Source organism: Paenibacillus profundus (assembly GCF_021369635.1).
GTDB lineage: Bacteria > Bacillota > Bacilli > Paenibacillales > Paenibacillaceae > Paenibacillus_B > Paenibacillus_B profundus.
The window spans coordinates 1-25,729 of sequence record NZ_JAJNBZ010000002.1 but is presented as its reverse complement, the minus strand read 5'-3'; the positions used below and the strand labels follow the sequence as shown (position 1 = coordinate 25,729).

22 protein-coding genes and 2 tRNA genes are annotated in these 25,729 nt (G+C 51.6%); 1 reads left to right on the top strand and 23 read right to left on the bottom strand.

The genetic code is table 11. From position 1 onward, the window contains the following. Positions 1-27: 27 nt before the first annotated feature. The 10 genes from LQV63_RS02910 to LQV63_RS02865 all read right to left on the bottom strand — a co-directional run bounded on the left by LQV63_RS02910 (position 28) and on the right by LQV63_RS02865 (position 10,256). Positions 28-1,986 (bottom strand): tetratricopeptide repeat protein, encoded by a 1,959-nt coding sequence (locus tag LQV63_RS02910; protein WP_019421950.1) that lies wholly within the window; start codon positions 1,984-1,986, stop codon positions 28-30. 205 nt (positions 1,987-2,191) lie between these two features. Further along, positions 2,192-3,142: a ribose-phosphate diphosphokinase gene (locus LQV63_RS02905; RefSeq protein ID WP_019421949.1), complete on the bottom strand. Its 951-nt coding sequence runs from the start codon at positions 3,140-3,142 to the stop codon at positions 2,192-2,194. A 369-nt stretch (positions 3,143-3,511) separates the two neighbouring features. Further along, positions 3,512-4,207 carry a bifunctional phosphoribosyl-AMP cyclohydrolase/phosphoribosyl-ATP diphosphatase HisIE gene (hisIE, locus tag LQV63_RS02900; RefSeq protein WP_233695580.1) on the bottom strand — a complete coding sequence of 232 codons (696 nt, stop codon included), beginning with the start codon at positions 4,205-4,207 and terminating at the stop codon, positions 3,512-3,514. Further along, positions 4,204-4,962: an imidazole glycerol phosphate synthase subunit HisF gene (hisF, locus tag LQV63_RS02895; protein ID WP_019421947.1), complete on the bottom strand. Its 759-nt coding sequence runs from the start codon at positions 4,960-4,962 to the stop codon at positions 4,204-4,206. The genes hisIE and hisF overlap by 4 nt, the downstream gene beginning before the upstream one ends. A gap of 19 nt (positions 4,963-4,981) precedes the next feature. Further along, positions 4,982-5,728: a 1-(5-phosphoribosyl)-5-[(5-phosphoribosylamino)methylideneamino]imidazole-4-carboxamide isomerase gene (gene hisA / locus LQV63_RS02890; RefSeq protein ID WP_233695579.1), complete on the bottom strand. Its 747-nt coding sequence runs from the start codon at positions 5,726-5,728 to the stop codon at positions 4,982-4,984. Positions 5,729-5,777: 49 nt separating this feature from the next. After that, entirely contained in the window at positions 5,778-6,401 is a 624-nt protein-coding gene (gene hisH / locus LQV63_RS02885; RefSeq protein ID WP_019421945.1) for an imidazole glycerol phosphate synthase subunit HisH, read from the bottom strand. A gap of 3 nt (positions 6,402-6,404) precedes the next feature. Further along, positions 6,405-7,013, bottom strand: a complete 609-nt coding sequence (gene hisB / locus LQV63_RS02880; protein WP_019421944.1) for an imidazoleglycerol-phosphate dehydratase HisB — start codon at positions 7,011-7,013, stop codon at positions 6,405-6,407. A 119-nt stretch (positions 7,014-7,132) separates the two neighbouring features. After that, positions 7,133-8,410: a histidinol dehydrogenase gene (gene hisD, locus LQV63_RS02875; protein ID WP_233695578.1), complete on the bottom strand. Its 1,278-nt coding sequence runs from the start codon at positions 8,408-8,410 to the stop codon at positions 7,133-7,135. 55 nt (positions 8,411-8,465) lie between these two features. Next, positions 8,466-9,104, bottom strand: coding sequence for an ATP phosphoribosyltransferase (gene hisG / locus LQV63_RS02870; RefSeq protein WP_019421942.1), 639 nt, complete (start codon positions 9,102-9,104; stop codon positions 8,466-8,468). Positions 9,105-9,131: 27 nt separating this feature from the next. Beyond that, positions 9,132-10,256, bottom strand: a complete 1,125-nt coding sequence (locus tag LQV63_RS02865) for an ATP phosphoribosyltransferase regulatory subunit (RefSeq protein WP_083858864.1) — start codon at positions 10,254-10,256, stop codon at positions 9,132-9,134. A 768-nt stretch (positions 10,257-11,024) separates the two neighbouring features. Between LQV63_RS02865 and LQV63_RS02860 the strand changes: the two genes are divergently transcribed. After that, positions 11,025-11,162 carry a hypothetical protein gene (locus LQV63_RS02860; protein WP_233695577.1) on the top strand — a complete coding sequence of 46 codons (138 nt, stop codon included), beginning with the start codon at positions 11,025-11,027 and terminating at the stop codon, positions 11,160-11,162. Positions 11,163-11,249: 87 nt separating this feature from the next. On the opposite strand, the gene LQV63_RS02855 is transcribed toward LQV63_RS02860, so the two are convergent. The 13 genes from LQV63_RS02855 to LQV63_RS02795 form a co-directional block, all read right to left on the bottom strand. Next, complete coding sequence (locus tag LQV63_RS02855) at positions 11,250-12,434, bottom strand: acyltransferase (RefSeq protein ID WP_233695576.1); 1,185 nt, start codon at positions 12,432-12,434, stop codon at positions 11,250-11,252. Between the two features lie 42 nt (positions 12,435-12,476). Further along, on the bottom strand, positions 12,477-13,706 hold the full coding sequence (locus LQV63_RS02850; RefSeq protein ID WP_233695575.1) for a polysaccharide deacetylase family protein: 1,230 nt from the start codon (positions 13,704-13,706) through the stop codon (positions 12,477-12,479). A 206-nt stretch (positions 13,707-13,912) separates the two neighbouring features. After that, positions 13,913-14,401: an acyltransferase gene (locus tag LQV63_RS02845; protein WP_233695574.1), complete on the bottom strand. Its 489-nt coding sequence runs from the start codon at positions 14,399-14,401 to the stop codon at positions 13,913-13,915. Then, entirely contained in the window at positions 14,398-15,051 is a 654-nt protein-coding gene (gene ppaX, locus LQV63_RS02840) for a pyrophosphatase PpaX (RefSeq protein ID WP_233695573.1), read from the bottom strand. Before ppaX ends, LQV63_RS02845 begins: the two co-directional genes overlap by 4 nt. A gap of 3 nt (positions 15,052-15,054) precedes the next feature. Next, the gene (gene lgt / locus LQV63_RS02835) at positions 15,055-16,224 is read right to left on the bottom strand and encodes a prolipoprotein diacylglyceryl transferase (RefSeq protein ID WP_233695572.1); all 1,170 of its coding nucleotides are present in this window, start codon (positions 16,222-16,224) and stop codon (positions 15,055-15,057) included. Between the two features lie 45 nt (positions 16,225-16,269). Next, the gene (hprK, locus tag LQV63_RS02830) at positions 16,270-17,208 is read right to left on the bottom strand and encodes an HPr(Ser) kinase/phosphatase (RefSeq protein ID WP_019421934.1); all 939 of its coding nucleotides are present in this window, start codon (positions 17,206-17,208) and stop codon (positions 16,270-16,272) included. 419 nt (positions 17,209-17,627) lie between these two features. After that, complete coding sequence (locus LQV63_RS02825) at positions 17,628-18,749, bottom strand: ABC transporter ATP-binding protein (RefSeq protein WP_019421933.1); 1,122 nt, start codon at positions 18,747-18,749, stop codon at positions 17,628-17,630. Between the two features lie 103 nt (positions 18,750-18,852). Next, positions 18,853-19,965, bottom strand: coding sequence for a PucR family transcriptional regulator (locus tag LQV63_RS02820; protein WP_019421932.1), 1,113 nt, complete (start codon positions 19,963-19,965; stop codon positions 18,853-18,855). 147 nt (positions 19,966-20,112) lie between these two features. Beyond that, a complete protein-coding gene (locus LQV63_RS02815) occupies positions 20,113-21,534 on the bottom strand; it encodes a VOC family protein (protein ID WP_019421931.1) in 1,422 nt (473 codons plus the stop codon). Positions 21,535-21,644: 110 nt separating this feature from the next. Continuing rightward, a complete protein-coding gene (locus LQV63_RS02810) occupies positions 21,645-23,309 on the bottom strand; it encodes an RNA polymerase sigma factor (RefSeq protein ID WP_233695571.1) in 1,665 nt (554 codons plus the stop codon). Positions 23,310-23,491: 182 nt separating this feature from the next. Beyond that, a complete protein-coding gene (locus LQV63_RS02805; RefSeq protein ID WP_233695570.1) occupies positions 23,492-25,039 on the bottom strand; it encodes a chitinase in 1,548 nt (515 codons plus the stop codon). Positions 25,040-25,498: 459 nt separating this feature from the next. Continuing rightward, positions 25,499-25,574, bottom strand: a tRNA-Lys gene (locus LQV63_RS02800). 6 nt (positions 25,575-25,580) lie between these two features. Continuing rightward, positions 25,581-25,666 (bottom strand) — tRNA-Tyr (locus LQV63_RS02795). Positions 25,667-25,729 lie beyond the last annotated feature (63 nt).

Below are 25,729 nucleotides of genomic sequence, written 5' to 3'. Positions count from 1 at the left end.
GAACTTGCGAAACAACCTCTACAATAATCAGGTTAAAGTTTGCTTTAATCTATCTTCCACCTGACAGGTATCTTCCATACGCTTTACGTGCTTGGCGACCGTCGCCGCGGATACATCGTACCGCACAGCAACATCCTGATAAGACAATGGGCGACGGTACATCTTCGCTATGATATATTCCAATGCGGCCGCCCAGCTCGAAGCCTTCGTAATACGAGGCACTTCATCGGGATAGAGGTGCGTAATGAACTCAATCCACAGCGTCTCCGCATCGTGCATTTGAAAGAGGTCGTATTCCTCTTTCATATAGTCGCGCACCATATCCAGCACTTGCTGCCAATGCGGCTCCCAGGTTGGCAGACGATTGGCGATATGGTTGCTGCTTATTTGTATCCGTTCACCGTCCCACTGCACATCGATAGGTCCCTTTACCCCTAACATGCGCAGGACATATAGCGTAACCTGCTTGATATAAGCATCTTGGTCCGGGTCAAGCAACAGCGTCCGCAGCGCTTCCTTCGCTTCCTCGTCTGCCAGCAGGCTCATTGCTTGCAGCGCCTGAAGCCTCACTTCCGGCTCACCGAACCGAAGCGCCCAAAACAGAGAGGAGCGCACGAGCGGATCGGATTTGATCTGCTGCTCCCAGTCCTCCTCATAATCCATCGTGGATGCCGATTCCTCCATCCGCTTCCGGGCTGTGGAGCGAGTGGCGCGTTCCTGCGCCTTCCGGCTCGTCTCCTCGTACGGAAGTCGATAATGATAGCTTGGCATCGGATCGAGTCCGCCTTCTCCCCGCTGCTGCAATTGTTCCAAAAAGTATGTCGCTACGCCAGATTCAGGATCCAGCCGGCGGCAAGATGCCCACCATCGGGCCGCCTCGTCATATCGGCCCATATGGCATGCTGCCACCGCTGCATAATGATACAAGCTTGGCTCACGCTGCATCCCCCTTGCGACCAGGCGGTGCAGATGGCGATAGGCTTGCTCGTGTTCGTCGAGTATACCCATCGTCGTGGCTAACTTGAACACATGTTCACGGTGGAACGGTTCGATCTTGACCAGTATATCGATCAGCGCCCGCACCGTATCCTCGTGACCGGCATGGCGCTCGAATATGGCCAAATTGCATAATGCATGCAAGTTGCCCAAGTCCCGCTCCAATACCCCGTTCAGCATCTCACGCGCTTCATCGAATCGGCCCATGTAATAATAGGCTAGCGCTAAATTGTTGCGTGCAGCCAAAAAATCGGGATCGGCCTCCAAAATTCGCTGCAGAACTTTCTCCGCTTCGACAAATCGCCCTGCTTCCAATAGAAGGCGGGCCTGCTCATGATCCTCTACTGTCTGTTCTAGTCCATCCGGAGCATCCGGCGCATTCGCCGTTCCATTCGCATCCCCGGCAGCATGCATACCTCCAGCAGCTTCGTAATCATTTCTTTCTGCCAAGAACTCATCTTCCGCTTCACCGTTCAAAGACCCGGAAAAAGACTCTTCCGCAGAAACGTCCTCTGCCGAATTCGTTCGGCGAGCCGGATTAAATGGGCGATTCAATTCGTAATGAATCATTTCCAGCATCTCTTCCGCCTCTTCGGCGTATACGCCGTGACGATCTCGAGCCAGGTACATCTCTAGCATTATTTCGGATTCCTCGAATTGTTCCATATAAGCGAGGTTGTTCGCCATATAGTAATAGCACTCATTCATCTCCGGATCGAGTTCATTTACAATATAGGCTAAGATTTGATTCGACTCTTCGAAGCTCCCTGTTTCCGCGAGCGCCCCAGCCAAGTTGCATTGGTGAATCGGGTTATCCGACTCACATTCAACCGCCTTGCGAAAATATCTCAATGCCTTGTCGTAGTGCAGCCGATCCAGCGACTTTACCGCGCGCTCCGAGAACGCGACAGCATCGGCCGGGAACCCTACCACATTGTCCTGTTCCATCACGTGATCCTTTTTTGTACACAGTGGCTTCTGTTCTGCCATCGCCAAGGCACCTCCTGACACGTCATTTTTGTACACATACCCCCCAGTATAACATAATGACGCGCATTTCCCTCATCCCTTTCACGAACCTTCATAAGGAAAAATAGAGCCCTTAAAACTGCGACAGGCGGACCAATTACGGAAGACGCCTGCGTTAGCAACGAGCAAGTCCCATCGCTGAAAACGATCCCCTGCTATTAATTACCTACACGCCTTTGTACTTAAACAGCGTGCTGATCGATCCGCCGTTCGTAATGATGCGCGTCGCTTCCGCAAGCAGAGGCGCAACGGACAATACGCGAATGACATCGGAACGCTCCTCCGGAAGCGCTATGGAGTCCGTTACGATAACCTCGCGAATATTCGGGTGTTGAAGCTTCTGCAGCGCCTCCCCGCTGAACAGCGGGTGCGTGGCGCATACGAATACATCTTCCGCCCCGCGTACCTTCAATCCATCGACTACGTTCACAATCGTGGAACCGGTATCAATTAAGTCCTCGATTATAATCGGGGTGCGTCCCTTCACGTCTCCGATGACATGCGTAATGACCGCTTCATTGTGGGCAGGGCGCTTCTTAATCATAATAGCGAACGGTGAATCCAGTTGATCGGCAAGCTTCTCCGCGGTGGATGCCCGTCCAGCATCCGGCGACACGATAATCGGGTTGGCTATCTCTTTCTCCTTCAGGTAGCCACTGATTAGATCTAGCGCTGTCAAGTGATCGACCGGAATGTTGAAAAAACCTTGGATGGCGGACGCATGCAAGTCAATCGTAATAACGCGTTCGGCGCCAACCGTCGTCAAGACATCCGCTACCATCTTCGCCGATATCGGCTCCCTTGGCGCTGACTTGCGCTCCTGACGGGCGTAGCCGTAATAAGGAACGATAATGTTCACCGTACGGGCAGAAGCCCGCTTCGCCGCATCGATCATGACGAGCAGTTCAACAAAGTGCTCGTTAATCGGATGGGAGAAGGATTGAACGAGAAATACATCGCAATTGCGGATCGTCTCTTCGAAGTGGACGTAAATCTCTCCGCTCTGAAAGCGGGACAGCTTCACATTTCCTAGCGGCACACCCAATTCCGAGCAGATATGTGCGGAGAGCTTCGGATTGGATGAGCCAGAGAAAATGCGTAATTTACTACTCGGCATACGGTAAGGTTCCCCCTCATATTGAGAAAATGAATACCTCGGCCTCAAACTCCACTCGTCTACATGACACCTTATGCGTTGGGACCATTCTAAATGATTCCTGTTTTCAGTTGATAATAATTCTAATCTTATTATACCGAGAATCTCGCGTTCTATCAACGAACAAACACGACATTTGTCCCCCTTGCAAGCAACCTTCACAACTTGTTCAATCACAGCCGCTGCCTTTGAACACGATCATGCGAACGGCTTCAGTTCATCCTCTATTCTCCGCTCCATAATGTCATGACAAAAAAGGCAATTCACCCTTATCTTCTTGGTTGAGAAGACAGCTAGGGCTGAATCGCCTTAAAAAGGAAGGTAATCCTCTTACACTTTTCCGTGCTCGTCATACGTATCCCGTCGTGGCGCCTGATGTCTCCGTTTCAGCTCAGCCAGCACGTCATCCAGAGGCAGCTTGCGCTCGCGAAGAAGGACGAGCAAGTGGAACAACAGATCGCCTGTCTCATTCCGCAGTTCGGTGTTATCGCCGTTCTTCGCGGCAATGATAACCTCGGCTGCTTCTTCACCGACTTTTTTCAATATTTTGTCGATGCCTTTATCGAACAGATACGACGTATATGCCCCATCCGGGCGCTCCGCCTCACGCTCTGCGATCATGCGTTCCAGGTCGGAGATGATAGACAGCGGCGGGGCAGATTCGCTGCTCTCCTGCTCCGCGCATACATCGAAGAAGCACGTATAACTTCCCGTATGACAGGCCGGTCCGTTCGGCACCACTTGCACGAGCAGGGTGTCCCGATCGCAATCCGCTGATATCGATACGATGCGCTGCGTATTGCCGGAGGTCGCGCCTTTATGCCATAGCTCTTCACGGGAGCGGCTCCAAAATACCGTCTCTCCCTTTTCACACGATAACTTCAGCGACTCCCGATTCATATACGCCACCATCAGCACTTGCTTGGAAGCCGCATCCTGCACAACCGTCGGAATCAAGCCTTGTTCGTTCCATTGCAGCTGATCTGCAAGTTCTTCCCGCTGGATAGCTGTCTGCATTGCTGTCATCGCACATTCACCCCTTGTTCTCGCAGCGCTGTCTTCACTTCTGCTATCGACACTTCTTTGTAGTGGAAAATAGAAGCCGCAAGCGCCGCATCTGCATGACCTTCTGCGAAAGCTTCTACAAAGTGCGCCGCATTCCCTGCTCCACCGGAGGCGATGACAGGAATGCCAACTTCATCCGACACAGTACGGGTAAGTCGAATGTCAAAGCCATCCTTCGTTCCGTCCGCATCCATGCTCGTCAGCAGAATCTCGCCGGCCCCGAGCTGCTCCGCTTCCTGCGCCCATGCCACAGCACGAATACCAGTCGGAGTGCGCCCTCCATGTGTGTATACTTCCCAATCGCCCCATGCATCGTTATACCTTGCATCAATCGCGACGACGATGCACTGAGAACCGAAGCGCCGCGCACCTTCCGTAATAAGCGATGGCTGCTTGACCGCGGCCGTGTTGATGCCGATCTTATCCGCTCCTGCGCGCAAAATTCGCATCATATCATCTACATGGGAAATACCGCCGCCAACGGTAAATGGAATGGAGATTTCCCCTGCTGTCTGACGAACGACCTCTATCATCGTCGTTCGCCCTTCCACCGAAGCGGAAATATCGAGAAAGACCAACTCGTCGGCGCCTTCACGATCATACAGCGCCGCTAGCTCTACCGGATCACCGGCATCGCGCAGTTGGACGAAGTTCACGCCTTTGACAACCCGGCCGTCCTTTACATCCAAGCATGGAATTATCCGTTTCGCTAACATGTCAGCCCCTCCGTTTCATCTATCCGTTGTCGGCGGCAAGCGCAAGCTTCACCGCTTCTGCTAAGTCGATGCTTCCCGTATACAGCGCTTTGCCGACAATCGCTCCGCTGACGCCATCTGCCGCATGCGCGGCCAGCTTGCGCAGATCATCCAGATTGCTGACGCCTCCGGAGGCGATAACCGTCTGGCCGGATGACTTCGCTAAAGCGACGATTGCCTCGACGTTCGGGCCTTTCATCATGCCATCGCGCGAAATATCGGTAAAAATAAAGGTCTCTGCACCGGCACCAGCAAGCTCGCCAGCGAGCACTTCGGCCTTGACTTCCGACGTTTCGAGCCATCCGCGCGTAGCAACATATCCGTCACGGGCGTCTATCCCGATCGCGATGCTCCCGCCATAACGCGCAAGCGCTTCTTCCACAAACGCACGGTCTTCAATGGCAGCCGTGCCGAGAATGACGCGCGCCACGCCGGCTTCAAGCAGACGTTCCACATCGGGCAGCGTGCGCAGGCCGCCGCCGACTTGAACAGGTACGTTGACGGAACGCGCAATGTCGGCAATAAGGCCGTCATTGACCGGGTGTCCGGCTTTCGCGCCGTCTAGATCGACAAGGTGGATCCAAGCAGCCCCGTCTGCTTCCCAACGCTGGGCTACCTCTACCGGTTGATCGTCATAGACCGTCTCCCTGCCGTAATCGCCTTGCACTAATCGCACGCATCGGCCTCCTCTAATATCAATGGCCGGATATATCGTAAATGCCGCCATAAGCTGTTTCGCCTCCTAGTTTAGATGTAACCGAGTCATTTCCGCAGATCTAATTCCTTGCGTTGCCTGTTAGCTTCAGGAACCGAGCGAGAAGCTGCAACCCGAGCGATCCGCTCTTCTCCGGGTGGAACTGCATGCCGTATACATTATCCCGCCCGACGATGGATGTGACCTGCTTCCCGCCATACGAGCAGGTTGCGATCACATCGCTTGCCGAGCCCGGAAGCACGTGATAGGAATGGACGAAATAGACGTGTCCCTCTTCCAGCCCTTCCGTCAACGGGTGCGCCGGCTGCCGCCACTTGAGCGGATTCCAGCCCATATGAGGCACTTTATAGGAGCCCCCTTCGAATCGCGTGACGCGCCCTGGCAGAAGTCCAAGCCCTGTATGCTGCCCGTGCTCTTCACTTACATTGAAGAGAAGCTGCATGCCAAGGCAAATGCCGAGTGTCTGCTTCCCGGCTTGCACCGCCTTGCGCAGCGCGTCGTCCAAGCCGCTGTCCTGCAAGGCTTGCATGGCATCGCCGAAGGCTCCGACTCCAGGAAGAATAATGCCGTCTGCGGCAAGCATCTCTGCAAGCGAATCCGTAACTTTGACGTCATATCCAAGCCGTTCAACCGCTTTGCTCACGCTGTGCAAGTTACCCATCCCGTAATCGATGACGGCGATCATGGGCTAGAGCACCCCTTTCGTAGAAGGCACGCCCTGCACCCGGGGATCGATGGAAGTTGCTTCGTCTAATGCACGGCCTAGCGCTTTAAATACCGCTTCAATCATATGGTGCGTGTTCTGCCCGTAATGCACGATGACATGCAGCGTAATCCGGGCCTCCAGCGCCAGCTTCCATAGAAATTCATGAACAAGCTCCACAGTGAACGCACCAACCTGTGCAGAAGGATATGAAGCCCGATACTCGAAATGCGGACGATTGCTTACATCAATAATGACTTGCGCCAATGCCTCGTCCATCGGCACGAATACGGACGCGTAACGTCGAATGCCTGCCTTATCCCCCAGCGCTTCCTTCAGGGCAAGTCCAAGACAAATGCCGATATCCTCCACCGTATGGTGATCATCAATGTCAATGTCTCCCACCGCTTTGACCTGCAAATCGAAATGTCCGTGCTTCGTAAACAAATCGAGCATATGATTCAAGAACGGAACGCCGGTGTCGTGCCGGCTATTGCCTGAGCCATCAACGTGAAACGATAATTGTATATCCGTCTCGTTCGTCTTGCGAGCGATGTCCGCTTGGCGAACGCGATTTGCAGCATTTTGTGTCATGTGTGGTTCCACCCTTCTATCCGAAAATGATTTGCAGATTATCGCAACGAGCATGTTGCGCTTGCATGAATGGATGATAGTAATAATGTCTGACAGCAATGAATACGACGCAACAAGGTTCAATCCCGCAGTCGTACCTCTATCGCACGCGCATGCGCCTCAAGGCCTTCATGACGCGCCAGCTCCATAATCGTCTTACCGTTCGCCAGGAGTGCTTCCTTGCTATATCGAATCAGACTTGATTTCTTCATGAACATATCGACATCGACCGGAGAAGAGAACCGGGCTGTCCCGTTCGTCGGAATAATATGATTCGGTCCGGCAAAGTAATCCCCGACCGGCTCGGAGCTATAAGCGCCGAGGAAGATGGCCCCTGCGTTCTCAATCGATCCGACCCATTCCATCGGGTCTTCCGTCAAGATCTCCAAATGTTCAGGCGCTATCTCGTTGACCATCTTTACGCCTTCGCGCAAATCGTCCACGATGAGGATCGCTCCGTATTGCTCGATTGATGCCGCCGCGATATCCCGACGCGGCAGCACTGCAAGCTGGCGATCTACTTCCGCCGATACCGCATCGGCGAGCGATGGGGAATTCGTAATAAGCACCGCTGACGCCATCTCGTCATGCTCTGCCTGCGAGAGCAGATCTGCCGCGACGTAAGACGGCCGGGCGTTCTCATCGGCCAGCACCACAATTTCGGAAGGACCAGCGATGCTGTCGATATCGACGACGCCGAATACTTCCCGCTTCGCGAGCGCCACATAAATGTTGCCTGGTCCACAAATCTTGTCGACCGGCGCAATCGTCTCCGTGCCGTATGCGAGCGCGGCGATGGCCTGTGCGCCGCCGACCCGGTACATCTCCTTCACGCCCGCTTCCGCCGCGGCCACGAGAATGTATGGATCGATGCCATCTGTGCCGCCGGTTGCAGGCGGCGTGACCATGACGATCTCCGGCACCCCCGCCACCTGTGCGGGAATGACATTCATGAGAACGGAGGACGGATAAGCCGCTTTGCCGCCAGGCACGTAGACGCCTACCCGCTTAAGTGGACGTACAATCTGCCCGAGCAGCGTACCGTCTGGCTGGAATTCCATCCAAGAGGTGCGCTTCTGCTTCTCATGGAAGCGGCGAATATTATCCGCGGCCTGCCGGATAGCCGTCAGGAACGATTCTTCCACCCGCTTGTATGCCGCTTCCACGTCCGACTCCGTAATGCGCAGCTGTTCGGAAGAGATCCCAACCTTATCGTGCATTAAAGTATACTCCTGAACAGCCGCATCTCCCTTTTGCCGCACATCACGCACAATACGCTTCACCGTTTCAATCTGCTCAGGGGTGCCATAGTCCACTTGGCGCGTCATTCCCCAGTCAGCCGCCTTCACTATCCGCATCGTTTCTCCCTCCATTTTGACCATGAGTGTATATCTATAGTTCCAATTTCTACAATTACAACGTTACTTGCGGTGAAATGACCGCTTGAAGCCGATCGCACAACCCTTGAATGAGTTCATTTTTCATGCGATAGCTCACTCGGTTCGCGATAAGGCGGCTCGTGATGCCGAACATCTCTTCCAACTCGACCAAGCCGTTCTCCTTCAGCGTCTTCCCCGTCTCCACCATATCTACAATCCGATCCGCAAGCCCGATGAGCGGGGCCAGTTCTATCGATCCGTTCAGCTTAATCACTTCGACCTGCTGACCCTGTTCACGAAAATATTGGGAAGCAACGTTCGGATACTTCGTTGCGACCCGCAAATGAATGACCGGCTTCCATGAAGGGAGTCCGATAACCGACATGCGACAGCGGGCAATGCCGAGATCCAACAGCTCGTATACGTCCTTACTTTCCTCCATCAGGACGTCTTTGCCCACGATACCGACGTCCGCTACACCATACTCCACATACGTCGGCACATCCACCGGCTTCGCCATGATGAATTGCATCTGCGCCGCAGGGACATCGATAATTAATTTGCGCGAATCATCCTCATCCTCAGGCACTGACAGCCCGGCTTCTCGAAATAAAGCCGATGCTTGCTTATAAATACGCCCTTTCGGCATAGCTACCTTTAGCCAGTCTTGCATAAGTGGCACCCTCTTTCCGTATTGCGGTCAATTCAACTGATCCACACGCTGCGTGATGACGATTCTGCCTTCGGCCCGCAGCCGGGCCGCTTCCGTCAACGCCTCTCTGCGGCACAGTTCGTCATAATGGATGATCGTGGCGGCTGCTCCACGTTCGTTATCCTGCTGATCGGACGATATGGCATCCATAATGCGCGTCGTCTTAAGTGCGAAGCCCGTAGCTGGCGCTGAACGCCCGAATTGCTGCAATAAATTATCATACCGCCCTCCGCTCATTACCGGAAAGCCCATCTCGGCTGCATAGCCCTCAAAAATCATGCCTGTATAATAAGAAAAGTCACCCATCATCGTCAGATCGAGTACAATATGCTCGCTGACACCGTAAGCTTCAAGCACTTCCCACACCTGCTCCAAATGAAGGAGGGAAGCCTCCATAGCGGGCTCATCGGCTATCCCCCGTGCGGCTGCCAACACGCTTCGACCGCCCCGCAGCTGAAGCACGGCTTCCAATCGTTCCTTCTGTTCAGCCGTCACCGTCAGGGCGCTCACCTGCTCGCGGAAGCCGACCACATCCCGCTGTACGAGGCACTGCTTAAGCCGTGTCTGCGGCTCCCCGCCCTGCGGCAGCGTATATTCAAATAAACCTTGCAAATACCCGTGGTGACCGAGAGCAACCTTAAATCGATCGATTCCCGTCGCCTTCAGACACGCTATCGCCAGTGCAATCACTTCCGCGTCAGCTTCCGGAGCTCCATCACCGACCAATTCGGCTCCCGTCTGATAGAACTCTGCTTCCCGACCCGCCTCTTCCTCCATGGAACGAAACACGTTAGCGTGATAAGACAGCCTAATCGGAAACGGCTCCTTGCCCAGCAGCGAGGACACGACGCGCGCTATCGGGGCCGTCATATCGGAACGAAGCACCATCGTCGTTCCCCGTTGATTCAAGAGCTTGAACAGCTTATGATCCGAGGTGGAGCTTGCCGTGCCTACCGTATCATAGAACTCCATCGTAGGAGTAATAATCTGCTTGTATCCCCAGCATTCCATCGTGTGGAGCGCTTCACGCTCGATATACCGCAGCTTGCGCACGGCTTCAGGCAAATAATCACGAACACCTGAAGGTTTCTCGAACATTCTTGGCTTTGTCATCCTGTCACCCCGCCCTTGATGCTTTAGTGTGTTAATATATTACCAAGTTACCTTATTAGCAAATTGAAGAAATTAAAAGTATATTATCACGGAACGAACGGCGCGTCAATCCTTTCCATTCCACAGTTCCTCTCACAACTCCCTCCTACAGAAGGACCTTGCTCAGGCAGTCCACTTACGGAAGCATCCTCTCGACCAGTACATGCTCAGACAATTGTGCGCAACCGCTTGCTCTCCGTTAAGGAAGCCTCCTTTAAAAGCCCTTTTGACCACTCTCCCAACTATTCAGAAAATGAGCACAATATCATTGCCTGATTGGCAAAGATCATCCTTACTTAACAGTAGTTATTAGCCCATTCCTCCATCATAACAACAATATTTTTTTTCCAATCCTTGTGCATCGGCCCCAACATTCACACACCGTGCGTCTATTAAACTTCAACACATTTTCCAATATTTTTCTCGCATGCAAAATAGACCATCCGATTGAAGATGATCTCAAACAACTCAAATATAAAACAGTATTGGTTCCACGATGCAACCTCGGTCGACTTGGCTGTACTCACCATGCCTTTGCAAATACCCGTTGACTTGGCTCACAGTACCATGGCTCGCCTTCCTGCTGTCAACTCCCTAGCCATTCACTACATGTCCGAGTCAATCATCACGTACCGAGCCTTTCAGCGCACAGTCTGAAGCATTGGGAGAGTGGCCAAAAGGGCAAATCGATACAGGATGGCGTGAGAACGCGAGAACGAGTTTTCCGAAATGCGCACACGGAAGAGAGAGACCGCAGCATTCGAGTCCACACCGATTGACTGGCCTGCGTATTTTGTGGAGAAACCAGCTAACGCCGCATTCTTCTCGGCTGAAGGCACCTTCGGAACGCTTCACGAGGATGAATAACCGTATTCAGAGAATGGTTTTATCCAACGCTAAAATAAGCCGCCTGCGCATTTGCACAGACGGCTTATCCTCCTTCTCGAACCTTCCTCAAGCGCCCGAGCTGGTTGAGCTTACAGATACCCTCGAGCTTCGGCGTCTATTAGCCAACGATCGGCTTGGAGGGGCGCCCAACCCTACCCATGCAAAGGGAATAAAGCTGAACGCGAGCGATACAACGAGCCACGACATGCCGAGAGCAAACATATACCCCCCGGCCAAATAGAGCGGATACAGCAGCGATTTGCCCTGATGCCAAGGCACCTGTCGATAAACGGCAAGAAAGATGGGATGCACCAAATAGATGCCAAAAGACAACTCCCCCAATCGAACCATCGCACGGCGCAATAACTCCGGCAGCCGGCGTTCCAAATAAAAGGCCAACTGCATGAGAACGATAGCCGACAACAATGTATGAACGTTCCATAACAGCTCGTAAACTAACGAATCCATAATGCGCCCTGTAGAACGGGTCCAGAACCAAATCTGCACATGCAGAAGCGCGCATACGAGCCAGCTTGCCCACAGAAGAGCCGTTCCGACACGGTAAGACCTTTGCACGCCCTTCATTCCCAACGAGCTTAACCATGGTCGCACGCGCTCGTAATTCAATCCCAAATAAGCACCCAAGAAATAATAGCTCATATACGATAACGCAATGCTGCCTTTCGATACAACTTGCAAATCATATTTATTCCATACGACAAATCCCCACTGGAGCAACAACCCAAGGGGAATCGCCCAGGCCGTTATTTTCCGTGAGCGGAACAGCTGCAGCATTAGCGGAAACAAAAGATAGAACTGAATGCTGATAAAAACAAAATATAAGTGGGTATACGCTGAACCGGTTAGAATTTGAGTGACAAACGTCCGTATCATCTCATCCCAGCTTCGATCCGTGTAGATCGTCGTGTGTACGAATGTAAAATAAAAGATTGAACTAAGGATATACGGAATAATGACATACCGCAGTCGATTGCGATAAAATTTCTTGAGCACGGACGACTGGAGCATTTCCCGCCCGCCATAGTTATAAAATAAGACAAAGCTGCTCAGCAAAATGAACGTTGGTGTACCGTATTTGAAAAAAATATTAAAAAACGTGTACCCATAATACATTTTCGATCGAGTCATCTCTACAGCCGCATCCGACGTTGCATGGACGCTTATTACACCAAGCATGGCCAGCGCACGAACGATAGGTATCGCTGTTATGCGCTCCTTGCGTGCCGCCATCTTCATCCCCCCCTTTAAAGCTTGTCCTCTATTCATCTATTGTTATTTTCCAGTAAATAAGCGTATTTTTTGTAAAGAGGAATCGATTTGGAAGTGCAGTCCGAAGGAATCCCGAATCAAGCTTAGTGGTAAATACCACTTTCCGTTCTTTACGATAGGTGTACGCTCCAAGCCCAGTGCCGTACCGTTCCATTTGACGACATACGGCGATTTGGCACGGGACAGCTTCGTCCTCAGGCCCCGGTTGCGCATTTGCTCAATCAAGTCAGCCGAATGAATCTGCTGATTGCCAGCATTGATGCGGTAACCGTTCAGCTTCGAGCGCTGGTTAATGCCCGGCTTTACCATAAATGTAATGTGGATCCCAAGTTCCCTGCACGCCTTAAGCACATCCTGGGTATAAGCCCCGTATGGAAATGCAAGCACGCTCTGGTTGTTTCCGAGCATCTCCTTCAACCGCAATTCGGCGGTGCCCAGATCACGCTTGATTCGGGCTATATATTCCTTGTCCGTTTCCAACCTCTGTTCCTTCGCTATATACAGATGACGGGTCAGCATCGGTCTCTGTTTTCCTCGTTGATCAATCGAAGCGTAGGCGTGTGAATCATATGTATGGCTATAAAAGCTCATCCCATGCTGTTTCATTTCCCTCATTTGCTCCCAAGTCAATTTGGGACGCCCTATCTGCTTGCGGTTATCGATCGAGGATACGATGACGAAATTGGTAGCCGTTATACGATATTTTAACAAGATAGGGTACACTTCGGTATAAAAACTCTCATACCCGTCGTCAAAGGTCAATAAAACGGCATTCGGCGGTACCGTTCCCCCGTGCAGCATAAAATGTATGTATTGCTCCATCGTAATAAAGTGAAAATTGTCATTTAGCATGTGCTGCAGTTGATCTTCCAACTGGTCTGGTGAAATGAACGTCATGTGACTCGGATTTTTCTCTATGTTGTGGTACATCACAGTAATAACTTCGTCTCGATAATGAATAGGCTCGTAATTCCAATGTGATTCCCCATTCGCCGTCGATGACAGCTGCAATTCGTTGCCTCTAGCCTGAACTTTAATCCCGTAGGCATGAGCCAGCACATCGGTTGGAATGTACCACTCATCTCCAATCTGCACTGCGAACCTGTCTTCGCGTGCCTTCCCTTCCCATTCAATCCGGTACGATAATGCTCTAGCTCCATCCGCTTCCGTGAACACAGTCGAGCAAAGGACAGCTAAGAGCAGTAGGGCGACTGCTGCGCGTTTCATCCACATCACTCTAATTTCCCTCAATTCCCTGTCATTATATACATAACAAACTAGCATAATTCTCCTGTATTGTCATTCCTATTTTTCATACAGGATACCCAATCTCCTTGAACTGCAAAGACCCTCAGCATCTCAAGTAAAAAAACCGGAAGCTCTGGCTTGGCCATTTCTTCCGGTCTTCAGTTATGCTATTCTGCCTGCTGCTGTGTATTCTAGTGAGAGGACTCGCGGATCACCTGCATCGGATTGCCGCCTACCATTTGTCCAGGCATGACGTCCTTATGCACAACCGTTCCCGCAGCTACTACGGCGCCGTCTCCAATGGTCACTCCGGGCAAAATCGTACTGTTTGCTCCGATCATGACGTTGCTGCCAATCCGAACGGTTCCGAGTCGATACTCATGGATCAAATACTCGTGCGCCAAGATTGTGGAATTATACCCGATAATGGTGTTGTCTCCGATCTCAATGCGTTCCGGAAAAAATACATCCACCATCGCCATCAGACCGAAAGCCGTGTATTGCCCCACTGTCATATGAAGCAATCGGCGGTAAATCCACAGCTTGACCCGTAAGGAAGGGCAGTACCGGGCCACCTGGATGCATATGAAATTCCACATGCCTTTCCAAGGACTGACCGTGCGGTATATTTGCCACAAGCTGTTCGGGCCTTTTACAGGATGCCGCTCAACGTCTCTCACCCTTTATCCCGCTCCAATCCGACGATCGCGTACAAGTCGCGCATGTCATGAATAATATGGCGAGGCTCATACTGACGCAGAACCGATTCTCCCTTCAACGACCACGCCACGCCGCAGGATATCGCACCCGCCGCATTGGCGGATTGAATATCTGCAGGGCTGTCCCCCACCATAAGTGTGGTAGCCGGATCGGCCTGCAGCGCCTCGATAGCCTGCAGCACCGGTTCAGGGTGCGGCTTAGGCTGCTTCACGTCCTGAATGGTAACAATCGTACCCATTTGCTCGTACAGCCCGAACATGCGCAGCGCCCGCTCGGTCGTAAGACGCATCTTCGTCGTTACGACCCCGAGCCGTATTCCATGGCGATGCAGCGCTGCAATGACTTCGGTGACGTGGGGGAATTCGCGCACCAGCTCATCATGGCGGGCAATGTTATATTCCCGATAAGCCTTTACAAGATCATCCACCTGCTCCATCCCCGTAAAAATACGGATTTGATGGTCCAATGGAAGCCCCATGCTCGGGATGATCTGCTCTCGCGCGAACGGAGACGGCGTCTTGTCTTTCAGCACGTGCAGGAAAGTCTGGATGATAAGCTCATTCGTGTCGATAATGGTTCCGTCCAAATCAAATAATACCGTTCGAATCATATGCTAAGTCTCCTTCGTCTGACTGTCAGCCTCCGGCGCGTTCATGGAAGCATCGTCCGTCGCAGGCTCATCGCTCTCTTGCTCAAGATCATCGTCCGCCTCGAGGGACCCGGAATCGGAATCCGATATGCGCTCCGGCTCCTGCCTTGGCTTATTCTCCTGCATTGCCGTAGAATTCACGGCATTGTTCTTTGAGTCATCAGCTTGAATGTTGCTGGTGCTAATTCCTTCGCTCTGTTGAGGCGCAGCATTTGCCTGCATACGCGCAGATGTAATTGGCGAACTGTACAGGGTATTCGCCGCTCCTGTTGCACGCCGGACAATGATCAGAATAATTCCCGCCACGATGAGGAAGATGGCGATCAGCTGCGAAATACGCACGTTTCCGTAGTCGGGATCCAAGAAACCTGGTTCAAATAAGACGTACATCGGTGACCATAATGCATCCACCAATGATACGACCCAGTCCGAGCCTTGATAGGCCAAGCTGTCTGTACGCAAGCCTTCGATGAAGAAACGGCCAATCGAATACCATATCAAGTAGCTGATGAACACCTCTCCGCTGCGAACACCGCGCAGCCGGCGCAGTCCGAACAAGAGCAGGACGCCGACGAAGCTCCATACCGATTCATATAAGAATGTCGGATGATGAAACGTCCCGTTCACATTCATTTGATTGACGATAAAGTCGGGCAGATGAAGCGTATTGCGCAAGAAGGACTCAGAGGCAGGACCGCCGTAAGCTTCTTGGTTGACGTAGTTGCCCCAACGTCCGATCGCTTGTCCGATAAGCAGTCCGGGCGCGCAGAAGTCAGCGATGCGCCAGAAGCTGTACCCCTTTTTCCTTACATAGATAAGGGCACAGATGACCGCACCAATTAAAGCGCCGTATATCGCAATGCCCCCATGCCAAATTTTAAAGATTTCAAGCCAGTCATCCTTATAATCGTCCCATTTGAACGCGACGTAATACGCACGCGCGCCCACAAGGGCGGAAGGTACGCCGAATAATAATAAATCCATGAAAAAATCTTGGGAAATGCCGAAGCGTTTCCCTTCACGAATAGCCAACAACAGACCGACTAGTGCAGCCGTACCAAGAATTAGGCCGTACCAATGCACCTTCAGTGGTCCAAGCTGAAAGGCTATCGGATCGAGCAACAATGTTGCCATCCTTCACACTCCTTCATTCATCCCATTTACACGCATGCTGCGAAATCAATCGAAATCTTCCATATCCTCCGCGATCGTTTCCGTCAGCTTATTGGTGAACTGCAGCGCCGCGTTGTAGCCCATGCGCTTCAGCCGATAGTTCATCGCAGCCACCTCGATAATTACGGCCAAGTTCCGTCCGGGACGCACCGGAATCGTCACAAGGGGAACATCGGTATCAATGATGCGCGTCTTCTCCTCGTCAATGCCGAGACGGTCATATTGCTTATCTTGCTGCCAATTCTCCAATTTAATGACCACGCTAATGCGCTTGTTATTACGAATCGCCCCTGCCCCGAACAAGGTCATGACGTTAATAATGCCGATACCGCGAATTTCAAGCAAATGGCGAATCAGTTCTGGCGCGGAGCCATGCAGTTGAAAATCAGAAGTTTGCCGAATCTCTACGGCATCGTCGGCGACGAGCCGGTGTCCACGTTTGACAAGCTCCAGTGCGGTTTCACTTTTTCCGATTCCGCTGCCTCCCGAAATGAGCATTCCAACACCGTATACATCGACCAGAACGCCATGAATCGTCGCGGTCGGCGCTAACTTTTTCTCCAGAAAGTTCGTAATGCGGCTCGATAGAATCGTCGTCGCCATTTGTGAGCGCAGCAAGGGAACCTGCTGTTCTTGACAGACGTCAATCAGCTCCCGGGGCACATCAAGCCCTCTCGTCACAATAATGCACGGCATCTCCTCGGAGCAGAACAATTGCATCCGTTCTCGCTTCGCTTCCGGCGATAACGTCTCAAAGAAAGATAATTCCGTCTTGCCAATGAGTTGAACCCGTTCTTTCGGATGGTATTCAAAATACCCGGCCATCTCCAGCCCAGGACGATGCAGATCATCGACTGTAATCGGTCGTTTCAAGCCTTGCTCGCCAGCCAATACCTCCAGGTGGCACTGCTCCACCATTTCGGCAACTTTCACCTTCTTGGCCATCGTCGTTCACTCCTTCGTCTGGCGGCACTTCATTCATCTGTAATCCCATTGCGGCGAAGTGCCCTTACCTCATTGTAATCATCGTAAAGGAAAACGACGTGCAAATCAATGTGCCAGTTCTCGCAATGACAACCTGCTCGGGACAAGAACCGTACAGATAGAACAGAAAAGGACTCCTAAGTCGCTCTCCAATCTAATTGGGGGCTAAATAGGTTCAACTTATATAGATCGCTTTTTCAATCTATGAAAAATACTCGTTTACAAGGGAATGAGTTGCTGCTGTTCTGAATAAAGGGGAGAGTGGGGCAAAGGCTCGAACGGGCGTACCTTCTTTGGGGAGGTAACATGACTCCGAGGCGGAAGGCATACACTATCCAAAAAAGGCTAGCCGGAATGGCTAGCCTCTGTGTTTTCATTGATTAGTTTTCGAACAGGTTCAATTCTGAGTCTTTATCAAAGACATGAACTTTATTCATATCGATGGCAAGCTTCACGTTTTGACCTTCTTTCGAGTTGGAACGTCCGTCAACACGTGCGATGATCGTCTCTTTGCCTACGCCTGTCAAGTAAAGGAACATTTCATGACCCATGTTCTCCGTAACATCAATGGAAGCCGTGAAGATGCTGTTAGGCGATGCTTCCAAGAATACAGGCTCTTCGTGGATATCCTCGGAGCGAACGCCGAGAATAACTTCTTTGCCGATGAAGCCTTTTTCCTTCAGCACTTGTGCTTTACCTGCAGGTACGACAACATCCAATCCCGGTGCCTTGAAGCGGAAGTTACCGCCTTCTTCAGACAAGGTGCCATTAATAAAGTTCATTGTCGGAGATCCGATAAAGCCTGCAACGAACATATTCAATGGGTTATTGTAGAGGATGTCTGGTGAAGCCGCTTGTTGAATGATACCATCTTTCATAACAACGATACGGTCACCCATCGTCATTGCTTCGATCTGGTCATGGGTTACATAGATAACCGTCGTTTGCAGACGTTTTGCCAGTTTGGAAATTTCAGAACGCATCTGACCACGCAATTTCGCATCCAAGTTGGAAAGCGGTTCGTCCATCAAGAATACTTGAGGCTCACGGACGATAGCACGGCCGAGGGCAACACGCTGACGCTGACCACCGGACAATGCCTTCGGTTTGCGGTCAAGCAAGTGCTCGATGTCGAGAATGCGAGCTGCTTCACGTACACGTTTATCGATATCTTCTTTTTTGAATTTACGCAGTTTCAGACCGAACGCCATGTTCTGATACACGTTCATGTGCGGATACAACGCGTAGGATTGGAACACCATCGCGATGTCACGGTCTTTCGGAGCCACGTCATTAACTAGGCGATCGCCGATGTACAATTTACCTTCGGAAATTTCTTCAAGACCCGCAATCATACGGAGTGTTGTAGATTTACCGCAACCGGAAGGACCTACCAATACGAGAAATTCTTTGTCTTGAATGTCCAGATTAATGTCTACTACCGTTGGATTGTCGGAACCCGGATACTTTTTGTAAATGTGCTCTAAACGTACGCCTGCCATGTGCGTTTCCCCCTTAAACATTTTTATCATGAAATCGGTTACTTATATCTTAACTAAACCCTGTACAAATAACTATACACAAGTTGCACAAAAAATGAATGTCCTATTTCGTTACTTTGTACAATAGCAAAATGAGCTTCACTAGTACGGCGTCCGTAAACTTGCGCACATCCAGTCCTGTTTCATGCTTTATTTTGTCCAGACGGTACAGTAAAGTATTACGATGGATATATAATCTTTTGGCCGTCTCGCTCACACTGCAATCATATTGAAAAAAAGTTCCAAGTGTCGCCATCGTCTCTACATCTGTAAAGCTGTCCGCCTTCGTCACAACACGTTGCAGGAATTGCTTGCGCACTTCGTCCGAAATACTGTTCACGAGACGCTCTAGGTGTAGCTCCCATGGCAAATGTATATTGTCCGTTACATGAAACGTACGTCCCAAATAAATGGTCTCCCGCAGCTGAGCTACGACGCCTGGCATACCTTTTACCGGTGAGAATGGGTATCCAATAGACAAATGGCTTTCGCCAACCCATTCATTCGCGAGCAGCTCATACAATCCGAGGCAGAACGATGTCAGCAGTTCTTCCATCGTTTCCCTCTCGTCTTCGTCATCATCTGCTTCATTCGCTTGGGTCAGCTGTTCCGGACACAAAATAAACCATTCTTTTTCAGATAGCGGAAGCAGAATGAGATCGCCTCCAAAATAGGATTTCATCAATCTATATAAATCCTTGTAACCAGGACCTTCCCGGTGCGCATGTTCTGCAACAAGCAGGAACGGTACGACTTGGGTGAACATTTTGTTTTTCCAGGAAAATGTATCAGGAACCTCTGCGCTTCCATCGCCTTCCCTCATACGTTCGATAATCCATTGTCCCAACATTAGCGCCTGCTGCTCATCGCCCAAATGCGTGCTGGGAAGCACAGGCTTCGGCTGGTGCTCCATCCAGAGGATGAGCTCGATCCATTGCCGTTCCTGTTCCGTTAAAGCATGTTCATCTACCTGCATGAGTTCTGTTGTCGATGTACCTGACTTCCACAGCAGCACCCAGTTGCTGTTACGCTGATGCATGACTACGGGAGCCGATGACTGCCGCTCGAAGTCCTGCGCCTTCGTCCAATCGTGCCACTCTTCGGTTGGTACTGACAACGGCACCAACTTCTTGCCGAGAATTCGTTCGATATGCAGCTGCAAAGCTTGCTTTTCCATGATTGTTCACTCCGCCCATTCGTCCGTCTTCTTTTGTCTCATTGTATCATAACTGAGCGTATCCCTTCAGCTTCCCCCATTTGTACAAAAAAAGCAGCCTGCTCCTCTACTTAGAGTCACAGGCTGCTGCACATTATGATAACGATACTATATTAACGTTACAACTTCCACCGACTTTACAACAAGCGCGCTTCCTTGATCAGGTCCGATACCAAGCCGGAAGCTGCACCCGGAGAAATCCCCTGTATGCTCTAGCCTAACTTCTCCATCCACAGTAATCGTCGCGCGGTCCGACTCCATTTTCCAGATCACTTCCGTCCATTTATTCGGCAGTGCCCCCTTGCCTTCCGCCCAAGTCTCCTCTTTGGTAACCGGATCGATGAAGCTAAGCGCTCCGCCCGTATGGAATTTCACCTGTGCAGAGGCGCCTCCATACAGTACGAGCGAGTTCGTATCCGTCCGGATGAGACTCCGACATTGAAAAGGCACTGAGTATGCCGCCTTCGTACGCGCATCTCCCCATTGATCATTATAAGACAACCACAGCCCATCTCCCGTTATGACTGGATGACAGACCTCAGCCGGGATCAATTCGTCTATCGGCTCTCCCTCGCTTGAGACGGCAAGATGCGGAACCCCTTCTGACACCGCAAGCGGCTCGACGAAGAAGGAACGTACCGTCACCTGACCATTATCACACCCAACACCGGCAAGTCCGACCGTATCTCCGAAGTAACCCTCTTGGGCATGAAACAATTGCCCGTCGAGATGTATTTCCATGGAACGTTCCCGGATCGTCCATTCGACACGCACCCACTGTCCATACGGTACAGTCCCTTTTCCCGTGTAGCTGAACGTTTTATGCAAGCTCGGGTGATTGACGTAGAACTCTTCACCTGCTCCCCCGCTTGCAGATGGGCCATAGTTGAATGTTAATTCTCCATGAGGGCCAAACAGCAAGCGTAAACATCCAGCCTCCAGGCGAAGCGTTGTCTCTATCCGAATTGGAGTGCGGAAGGATTCATCCGTTACCGCTCTTCCCGTTAACACCAAGCCTTCTGGCGTCAGCTCTCCCTGTGTCAAGTTACCACTTACCGCAAGCCAAGTCCCGCCGCCATCATATCGGACAGCCGCGGCCTCCATTGGTTCCGATCCGTTCCCACTCTCTGTCTCACCCGGATTTCCGCATACCATGAGCAGATTGCCATCCGGATCGCGCAGCGTAAAGAACGCCATGCCTGGATATTGTTCAATCTCCCACTCGATCGGAATGCCATTCTGCTTCGCGAATCGGTATGCGGCATGCACGTCTGGGGATTGGAACATCAGGAGCGGCCGCTCTGCCATCGACAGTCCGCGATCATATCCGTGCTGATCGAGCACAAGACCGCTCCCCCCATCCATTGTGATCTCGTGAACCTTGTCGGTTACAGACGATCGGTCGGGCAAGCCGAACAACTTGTGATACCAATTGACAGAGCGCTCCATATTGCTAACGTGCATGAATACTCCACCGATACGGTTTTTTACTGGATGAATTTGTTCTGCTGCCTTTGTCGTTTGATTCATAGTTACTCCTCCTATACGGAAATGATTCAGCTTCGAAAGCCTTCATTTCATATGGATGCGCCAAGCTCACTATTTCTTACATCATATCATTGAATATTTTAAAAAAAGATTCAGCTTCGTCCGACCTTACGCTCCAGCCAATCTGCCGCTTCTTCCAGCGCGTCTACCGCTTGCCGTTCTTCTGCAACCGCCCGTTCCAACAGCCGCACGGCTCGTTCAGCAGGACCCGGTCCAAGTGAATTGCCGCCGAACGGCAGCGGAAACAAGCGCGATAGCGCAGCCCACGCTTCCGCAACCGTCGTGTAGCTAACATATGCATGATGAACGGCCGGCTCCGCTTCCCTGCAGACATTATTCATTGTGCCATCTGTTAATCTTGCTTGGAGGAACCGCGCTGCGTTGCGTCTCGCTTCAGCCGTATAGGCAGCATGATACGCTACCGATAGCGGATCGGCTATCTTGCTTTCTTGAAAGGCTTCTATCCATGTCACATATGCATCCAATCCGACGGCGCAGCCTGGCAGTATGGCCTTCTCGTGACCGCGTATATGGCGGACGGCTTGCACGAAGACACGGTTCAGCGTATCGCGCCATGACACCGGATGACGTGTCCCAGGGATGACTGCGAACCATTCGGCATCCGGATGATTGCGGCCAAGCTTATCGTATGGCAGCCGTTTGCCGCTTACCGTCGTGTCCGTCACCATCCATTCGCTGGCTCTGTCATCGAAGCCGCAGATGAGACCGAACTCGGCGCTTGCTACGTTCCATGCAACAATCGGAGTGCCGCGCATAATGGAGTCCTGCATCTGCTCCATCGCTCCAATCAGCTCGTCCGGCTGACGCAGAGTCAGCCCGGCTCCGCCAAATATAACCGCTGAATAGCCTAGATTGCTCCAACCAAATCTCATTGTCTTCGCCCAATCAAAGGCATATGCGCTGCTCAGTCCAATATCGGGAGTCGCATATAGGCTGAAGGCGTGTCCAGACAGCCCCATCACATCGGTTAAGGAGACATTGCGGACGCCCGTAGCCAGAAGCGTCTCCAATATCGTAGCCGCCATCGTGTTATGCGCAGCAGCGAACCAATGATACCTTGCCCCGCTTACAATCCCGGATTGTTGAAGCCCCCGTTGACGGCGGCCAGTTACATATTGCGATACCTGTGCTTGAAAATTCGCATCGCTCAGCTTACGCCGCGCTCGCGACAATGCGGTATAGACGGCTCCACTCTTCATCCCAAGCCGGGCAGCCACTTCCGGAATCGGCAATTCAGCCAATGCATGTGCTTGCAATACAGCACGCTCCCGCTCACCTAGGCGCTCGAACAGCCGTTCAAATTCAGCCAGTGCTTGCCGCTTAAGTTCAGTATCGGCAGGGTCTACCAGGTTTGCACGCAGATCAACCTCCTGCTGAGCCAGGTGCATCGTCTGCTCCGTATCCATACCGTCATCCATTGCCCAGCCTGTCCACCCAGCAGAGCGTGCTCTAGCAGTGCTCCTCAACTCCATCAGAGCACGATTGCGCACGATCATCCGCAACCAGGGAACGAATTTATCCGGATCCTTCAGCGTGTTAAGCTTCTGAAGCGTCTGCAGAAGCGCATCTTGCACAATATCTTCGGCCGACACGGCGTCACCTATAATGCGGCGAGCCCACATAACCATCTGGGCCCGATGGCGTCGAACCAACTCGCCGAATGCTTCCCGGTCTCCAAGACGCGCTTGACTAATTAACGCCGTCAGTTCTTCCGTTCGCAAGCCGTCAATTCTCATGGTGAACCCCTCCGTTCTCCACCACCAAGCCGTATCTGTCTTCCTACGTTCTTGTCTTCGTACTTATATTTAACGCCAAGTGCCCATATCCTTCCGCAACACGTTCATAAAAACAAAAAAAGCCGGACTTGATTATTCTCAAGTCCGGCTGCCATAATAAACCGATATCCACGTTCATGTTCTCATTGTTCAAAGTTGAAAGCCGATTTTACGTTGTTGGCGAACGCGTATCCGCTCGTCGCATCCCAATTGATCGACCAGGTCATCACACCGCGGAAGTTCGGATAACCTGCCTTTCTTTGCATTGAATACGTTCCGCCATACGGCGTACCCTTCACAAGATATTGGAGTGCTTTGGCCACGTCCGCCGCCGAGGTGTATCCGCCCGACGGCGCTGCGCTCGGTACGGAAGGCAGGCCGATCGCCACCTGGTCCTCCCGCAGCGGTTGGAATATGTTGTTCGGATTGCGGTTAATCGGGAAGCCATACAGCAGCATTTCCGCCATGGCAACCTGGAAATCCGCCGTACCCTGATTATAGACTCGGCCGTCCAGCGCCTCGTTGCCGCCGGCGTTATAATGCTGCACATGTATAAATGTCAGCTTATCACGCAGCCCGTGGATAACGGGCAAGTACGCCCCCCACGGCCCAGCGTATGAGACAATACCTCCTTGCACGTACGCGGTTTCCGGCGCCATTGTCAGCATAAAGTTCGGTCCGATATTATTGCTAAGCTGCCGGACGGCGGTAATCAGGTTTACGATTTTCGGCGTCGTCGGATTGCGGTAATCCGTATCCCCGCCGCCAAGAGAAATCGAACCTCCCTCCAAATCGATGTCAAGCCCGTCAAACCCATAGGTTTGAATTATGTTCGTCATCGAATTCACAAAATTTTGTATGTCGGTATTGTTATGAAGCTCGACCGAGCCGTTCTGCCCGCCTATGGATATAAGCACCTTTTTGCCTTGACTGTGAAGGTGTGCAATATCCGACTGGAATTCGGCGACAGTCGCATTGTATGGCGTAAAGCTTAATGTGGAGTGGTTCCCTCCCGTCGTTTCGGCGAAAGCGACTTGAATGACATCGTACTGCGGGGATACGTTCCTTAACTTCAAAGCTGTCGAACCGTTATCGAAATTATGCCAATATCCGATCAGTAATTTATCTGGAATCGGATCAGGATTCGGCCCCACGGAGCCTGTCGTCACGGTTACGGCATTGCTTGAAGCGGAGACGTTGTCCGCCGCATCCTTTGCCTTAACCGTGAATGTATAAGACGTATTCGGCGTCAGCCCGGTCGCCATATAAGAAGTGAAAGTCGTCGTTCCGGCAAGCGTCCCGTTCTTAAACACATCGTAGCCGGTTACGCCGACATTGTCCGTCGCGGCGCTCCAGCTCAACGAAACGGTCGTCGAAGCGGACCCGGTAGCTACGAGGTTCGCCGGAGCTGACGGCGCCTGGGTATCCGGGTCCGGATCGGGATCTGGATCTCCTCCTCCTTGCGCCGACCATAGTGCAGGCACGTTCGGCGGCTCCCAACCTGGAAGCGAGGTATGTGGCTGCAGGCATTTATAAGCAGTGCCGCTGTAATTGACCACATCGCCAGTCTGATAATTTGTGTTCGGTGACCATTGCTGCGCTGCAAAAGCGCTTACAGGTATTAAGGAAAACAACACGATCAACACGAACAGAAAAACAAATGTTTTTTTCTTCGTTGTCTTCATTTTCATCATATTCCTCCCTCAATTAAGTCGTTATCTTGCCAATTTACATGGTTTCAGGCTCAAACTGTCTGGATACCGATGATTTTTCACATCAACTCTTCTAGTTCACCCTACCATGTCTCTAAGGATGCTGGCCTTCAGCCGTATATATCACCTCCCCGTCGGAATGGCATTCGCTTCCGGAATGCCGCATAATACGGCTTGCAGCTCTCCGAAGACATCTCCGAAAGTTCACAGTTTGGTCACAAAAGTTGTATCTCTAATAAACTATTTTTCCAGTGCCTGTTTCAAGGATAAATATCTACAGCAAGGGATATTATTCTATTAATCCGGACAATATCAAAAAGCCGGACTTGATTGTTCTCAAGTCCGGCTGTAAGTAATCATATTCATATATCGTGAACTGATGGTGCAATGCCTTATAAAACAAAAAAACTTCAATAATATTGAAGTTGATTGTATAACTGGTGAGCCATGAAGGACTCGAACCTTCGACACCCTGATTAAAAGTCAGGTGCTCTACCAACTGAGCTAATGGCTCTTACTATGGTGGAGGATGATGGATTCGAACCACCGAACCCGGATGGGAGCAGATTTACAGTCTGATGCGTTTGGCCACTTCGCTAATCCTCCAAATTTACATGGTGGCTCGGGACGGAATCGAACCGCCGACACGAGGATTTTCAGTCCTCTGCT

What these genes read in the sequence shown, in the direction of transcription:
- LQV63_RS02910 (WP_019421950.1), bottom strand. Translation starts at nt 1,986, where the DNA reads ATGGCAGAACAGAAGCCACTGTGTACAAAAAAGGATCACGTGATGGAA.
- LQV63_RS02905 (WP_019421949.1), bottom strand. Translation starts at nt 3,142, where the DNA reads ATGCCGAGTAGTAAATTACGCATTTTCTCTGGCTCATCCAATCCGAAG.
- hisIE (WP_233695580.1), bottom strand. Translation starts at nt 4,207, where the DNA reads ATGACAGCAATGCAGACAGCTATCCAGCGGGAAGAACTTGCAGATCAG.
- hisF (WP_019421947.1), bottom strand. Translation starts at nt 4,962, where the DNA reads ATGTTAGCGAAACGGATAATTCCATGCTTGGATGTAAAGGACGGCCGG.
- hisA (WP_233695579.1), bottom strand. Translation starts at nt 5,728, where the DNA reads ATGGCGGCATTTACGATATATCCGGCCATTGATATTAGAGGAGGCCGA.
- hisH (WP_019421945.1), bottom strand. Translation starts at nt 6,401, where the DNA reads ATGATCGCCGTCATCGATTACGGGATGGGTAACTTGCACAGCGTGAGC.
- hisB (WP_019421944.1), bottom strand. Translation starts at nt 7,013, where the DNA reads ATGACACAAAATGCTGCAAATCGCGTTCGCCAAGCGGACATCGCTCGC.
- hisD (WP_233695578.1), bottom strand. Translation starts at nt 8,410, where the DNA reads ATGCGGATAGTGAAGGCGGCTGACTGGGGAATGACGCGCCAAGTGGAC.
- hisG (WP_019421942.1), bottom strand. Translation starts at nt 9,104, where the DNA reads ATGCAAGACTGGCTAAAGGTAGCTATGCCGAAAGGGCGTATTTATAAG.
- LQV63_RS02865 (WP_083858864.1), bottom strand. Translation starts at nt 10,256, where the DNA reads ATGACAAAGCCAAGAATGTTCGAGAAACCTTCAGGTGTTCGTGATTAT.
- LQV63_RS02860 (WP_233695577.1), top strand. Translation starts at nt 11,025, where the DNA reads ATGCGCACACGGAAGAGAGAGACCGCAGCATTCGAGTCCACACCGATT.
- LQV63_RS02855 (WP_233695576.1), bottom strand. Translation starts at nt 12,434, where the DNA reads ATGGCGGCACGCAAGGAGCGCATAACAGCGATACCTATCGTTCGTGCG.
- LQV63_RS02850 (WP_233695575.1), bottom strand. Translation starts at nt 13,706, where the DNA reads ATGTGGATGAAACGCGCAGCAGTCGCCCTACTGCTCTTAGCTGTCCTT.
- ppaX (WP_233695573.1), bottom strand. Translation starts at nt 15,051, where the DNA reads ATGATTCGAACGGTATTATTTGATTTGGACGGAACCATTATCGACACG.
- lgt (WP_233695572.1), bottom strand. Translation starts at nt 16,224, where the DNA reads ATGGCAACATTGTTGCTCGATCCGATAGCCTTTCAGCTTGGACCACTG.
- hprK (WP_019421934.1), bottom strand. Translation starts at nt 17,208, where the DNA reads ATGGCCAAGAAGGTGAAAGTTGCCGAAATGGTGGAGCAGTGCCACCTG.
- LQV63_RS02825 (WP_019421933.1), bottom strand. Translation starts at nt 18,749, where the DNA reads ATGGCAGGCGTACGTTTAGAGCACATTTACAAAAAGTATCCGGGTTCC.
- LQV63_RS02820 (WP_019421932.1), bottom strand. Translation starts at nt 19,965, where the DNA reads ATGGAAAAGCAAGCTTTGCAGCTGCATATCGAACGAATTCTCGGCAAG.
- LQV63_RS02815 (WP_019421931.1), bottom strand. Translation starts at nt 21,534, where the DNA reads ATGAATCAAACGACAAAGGCAGCAGAACAAATTCATCCAGTAAAAAAC.
- LQV63_RS02810 (WP_233695571.1), bottom strand. Translation starts at nt 23,309, where the DNA reads ATGAGAATTGACGGCTTGCGAACGGAAGAACTGACGGCGTTAATTAGT.
- LQV63_RS02805 (WP_233695570.1), bottom strand. Translation starts at nt 25,039, where the DNA reads ATGAAAATGAAGACAACGAAGAAAAAAACATTTGTTTTTCTGTTCGTG.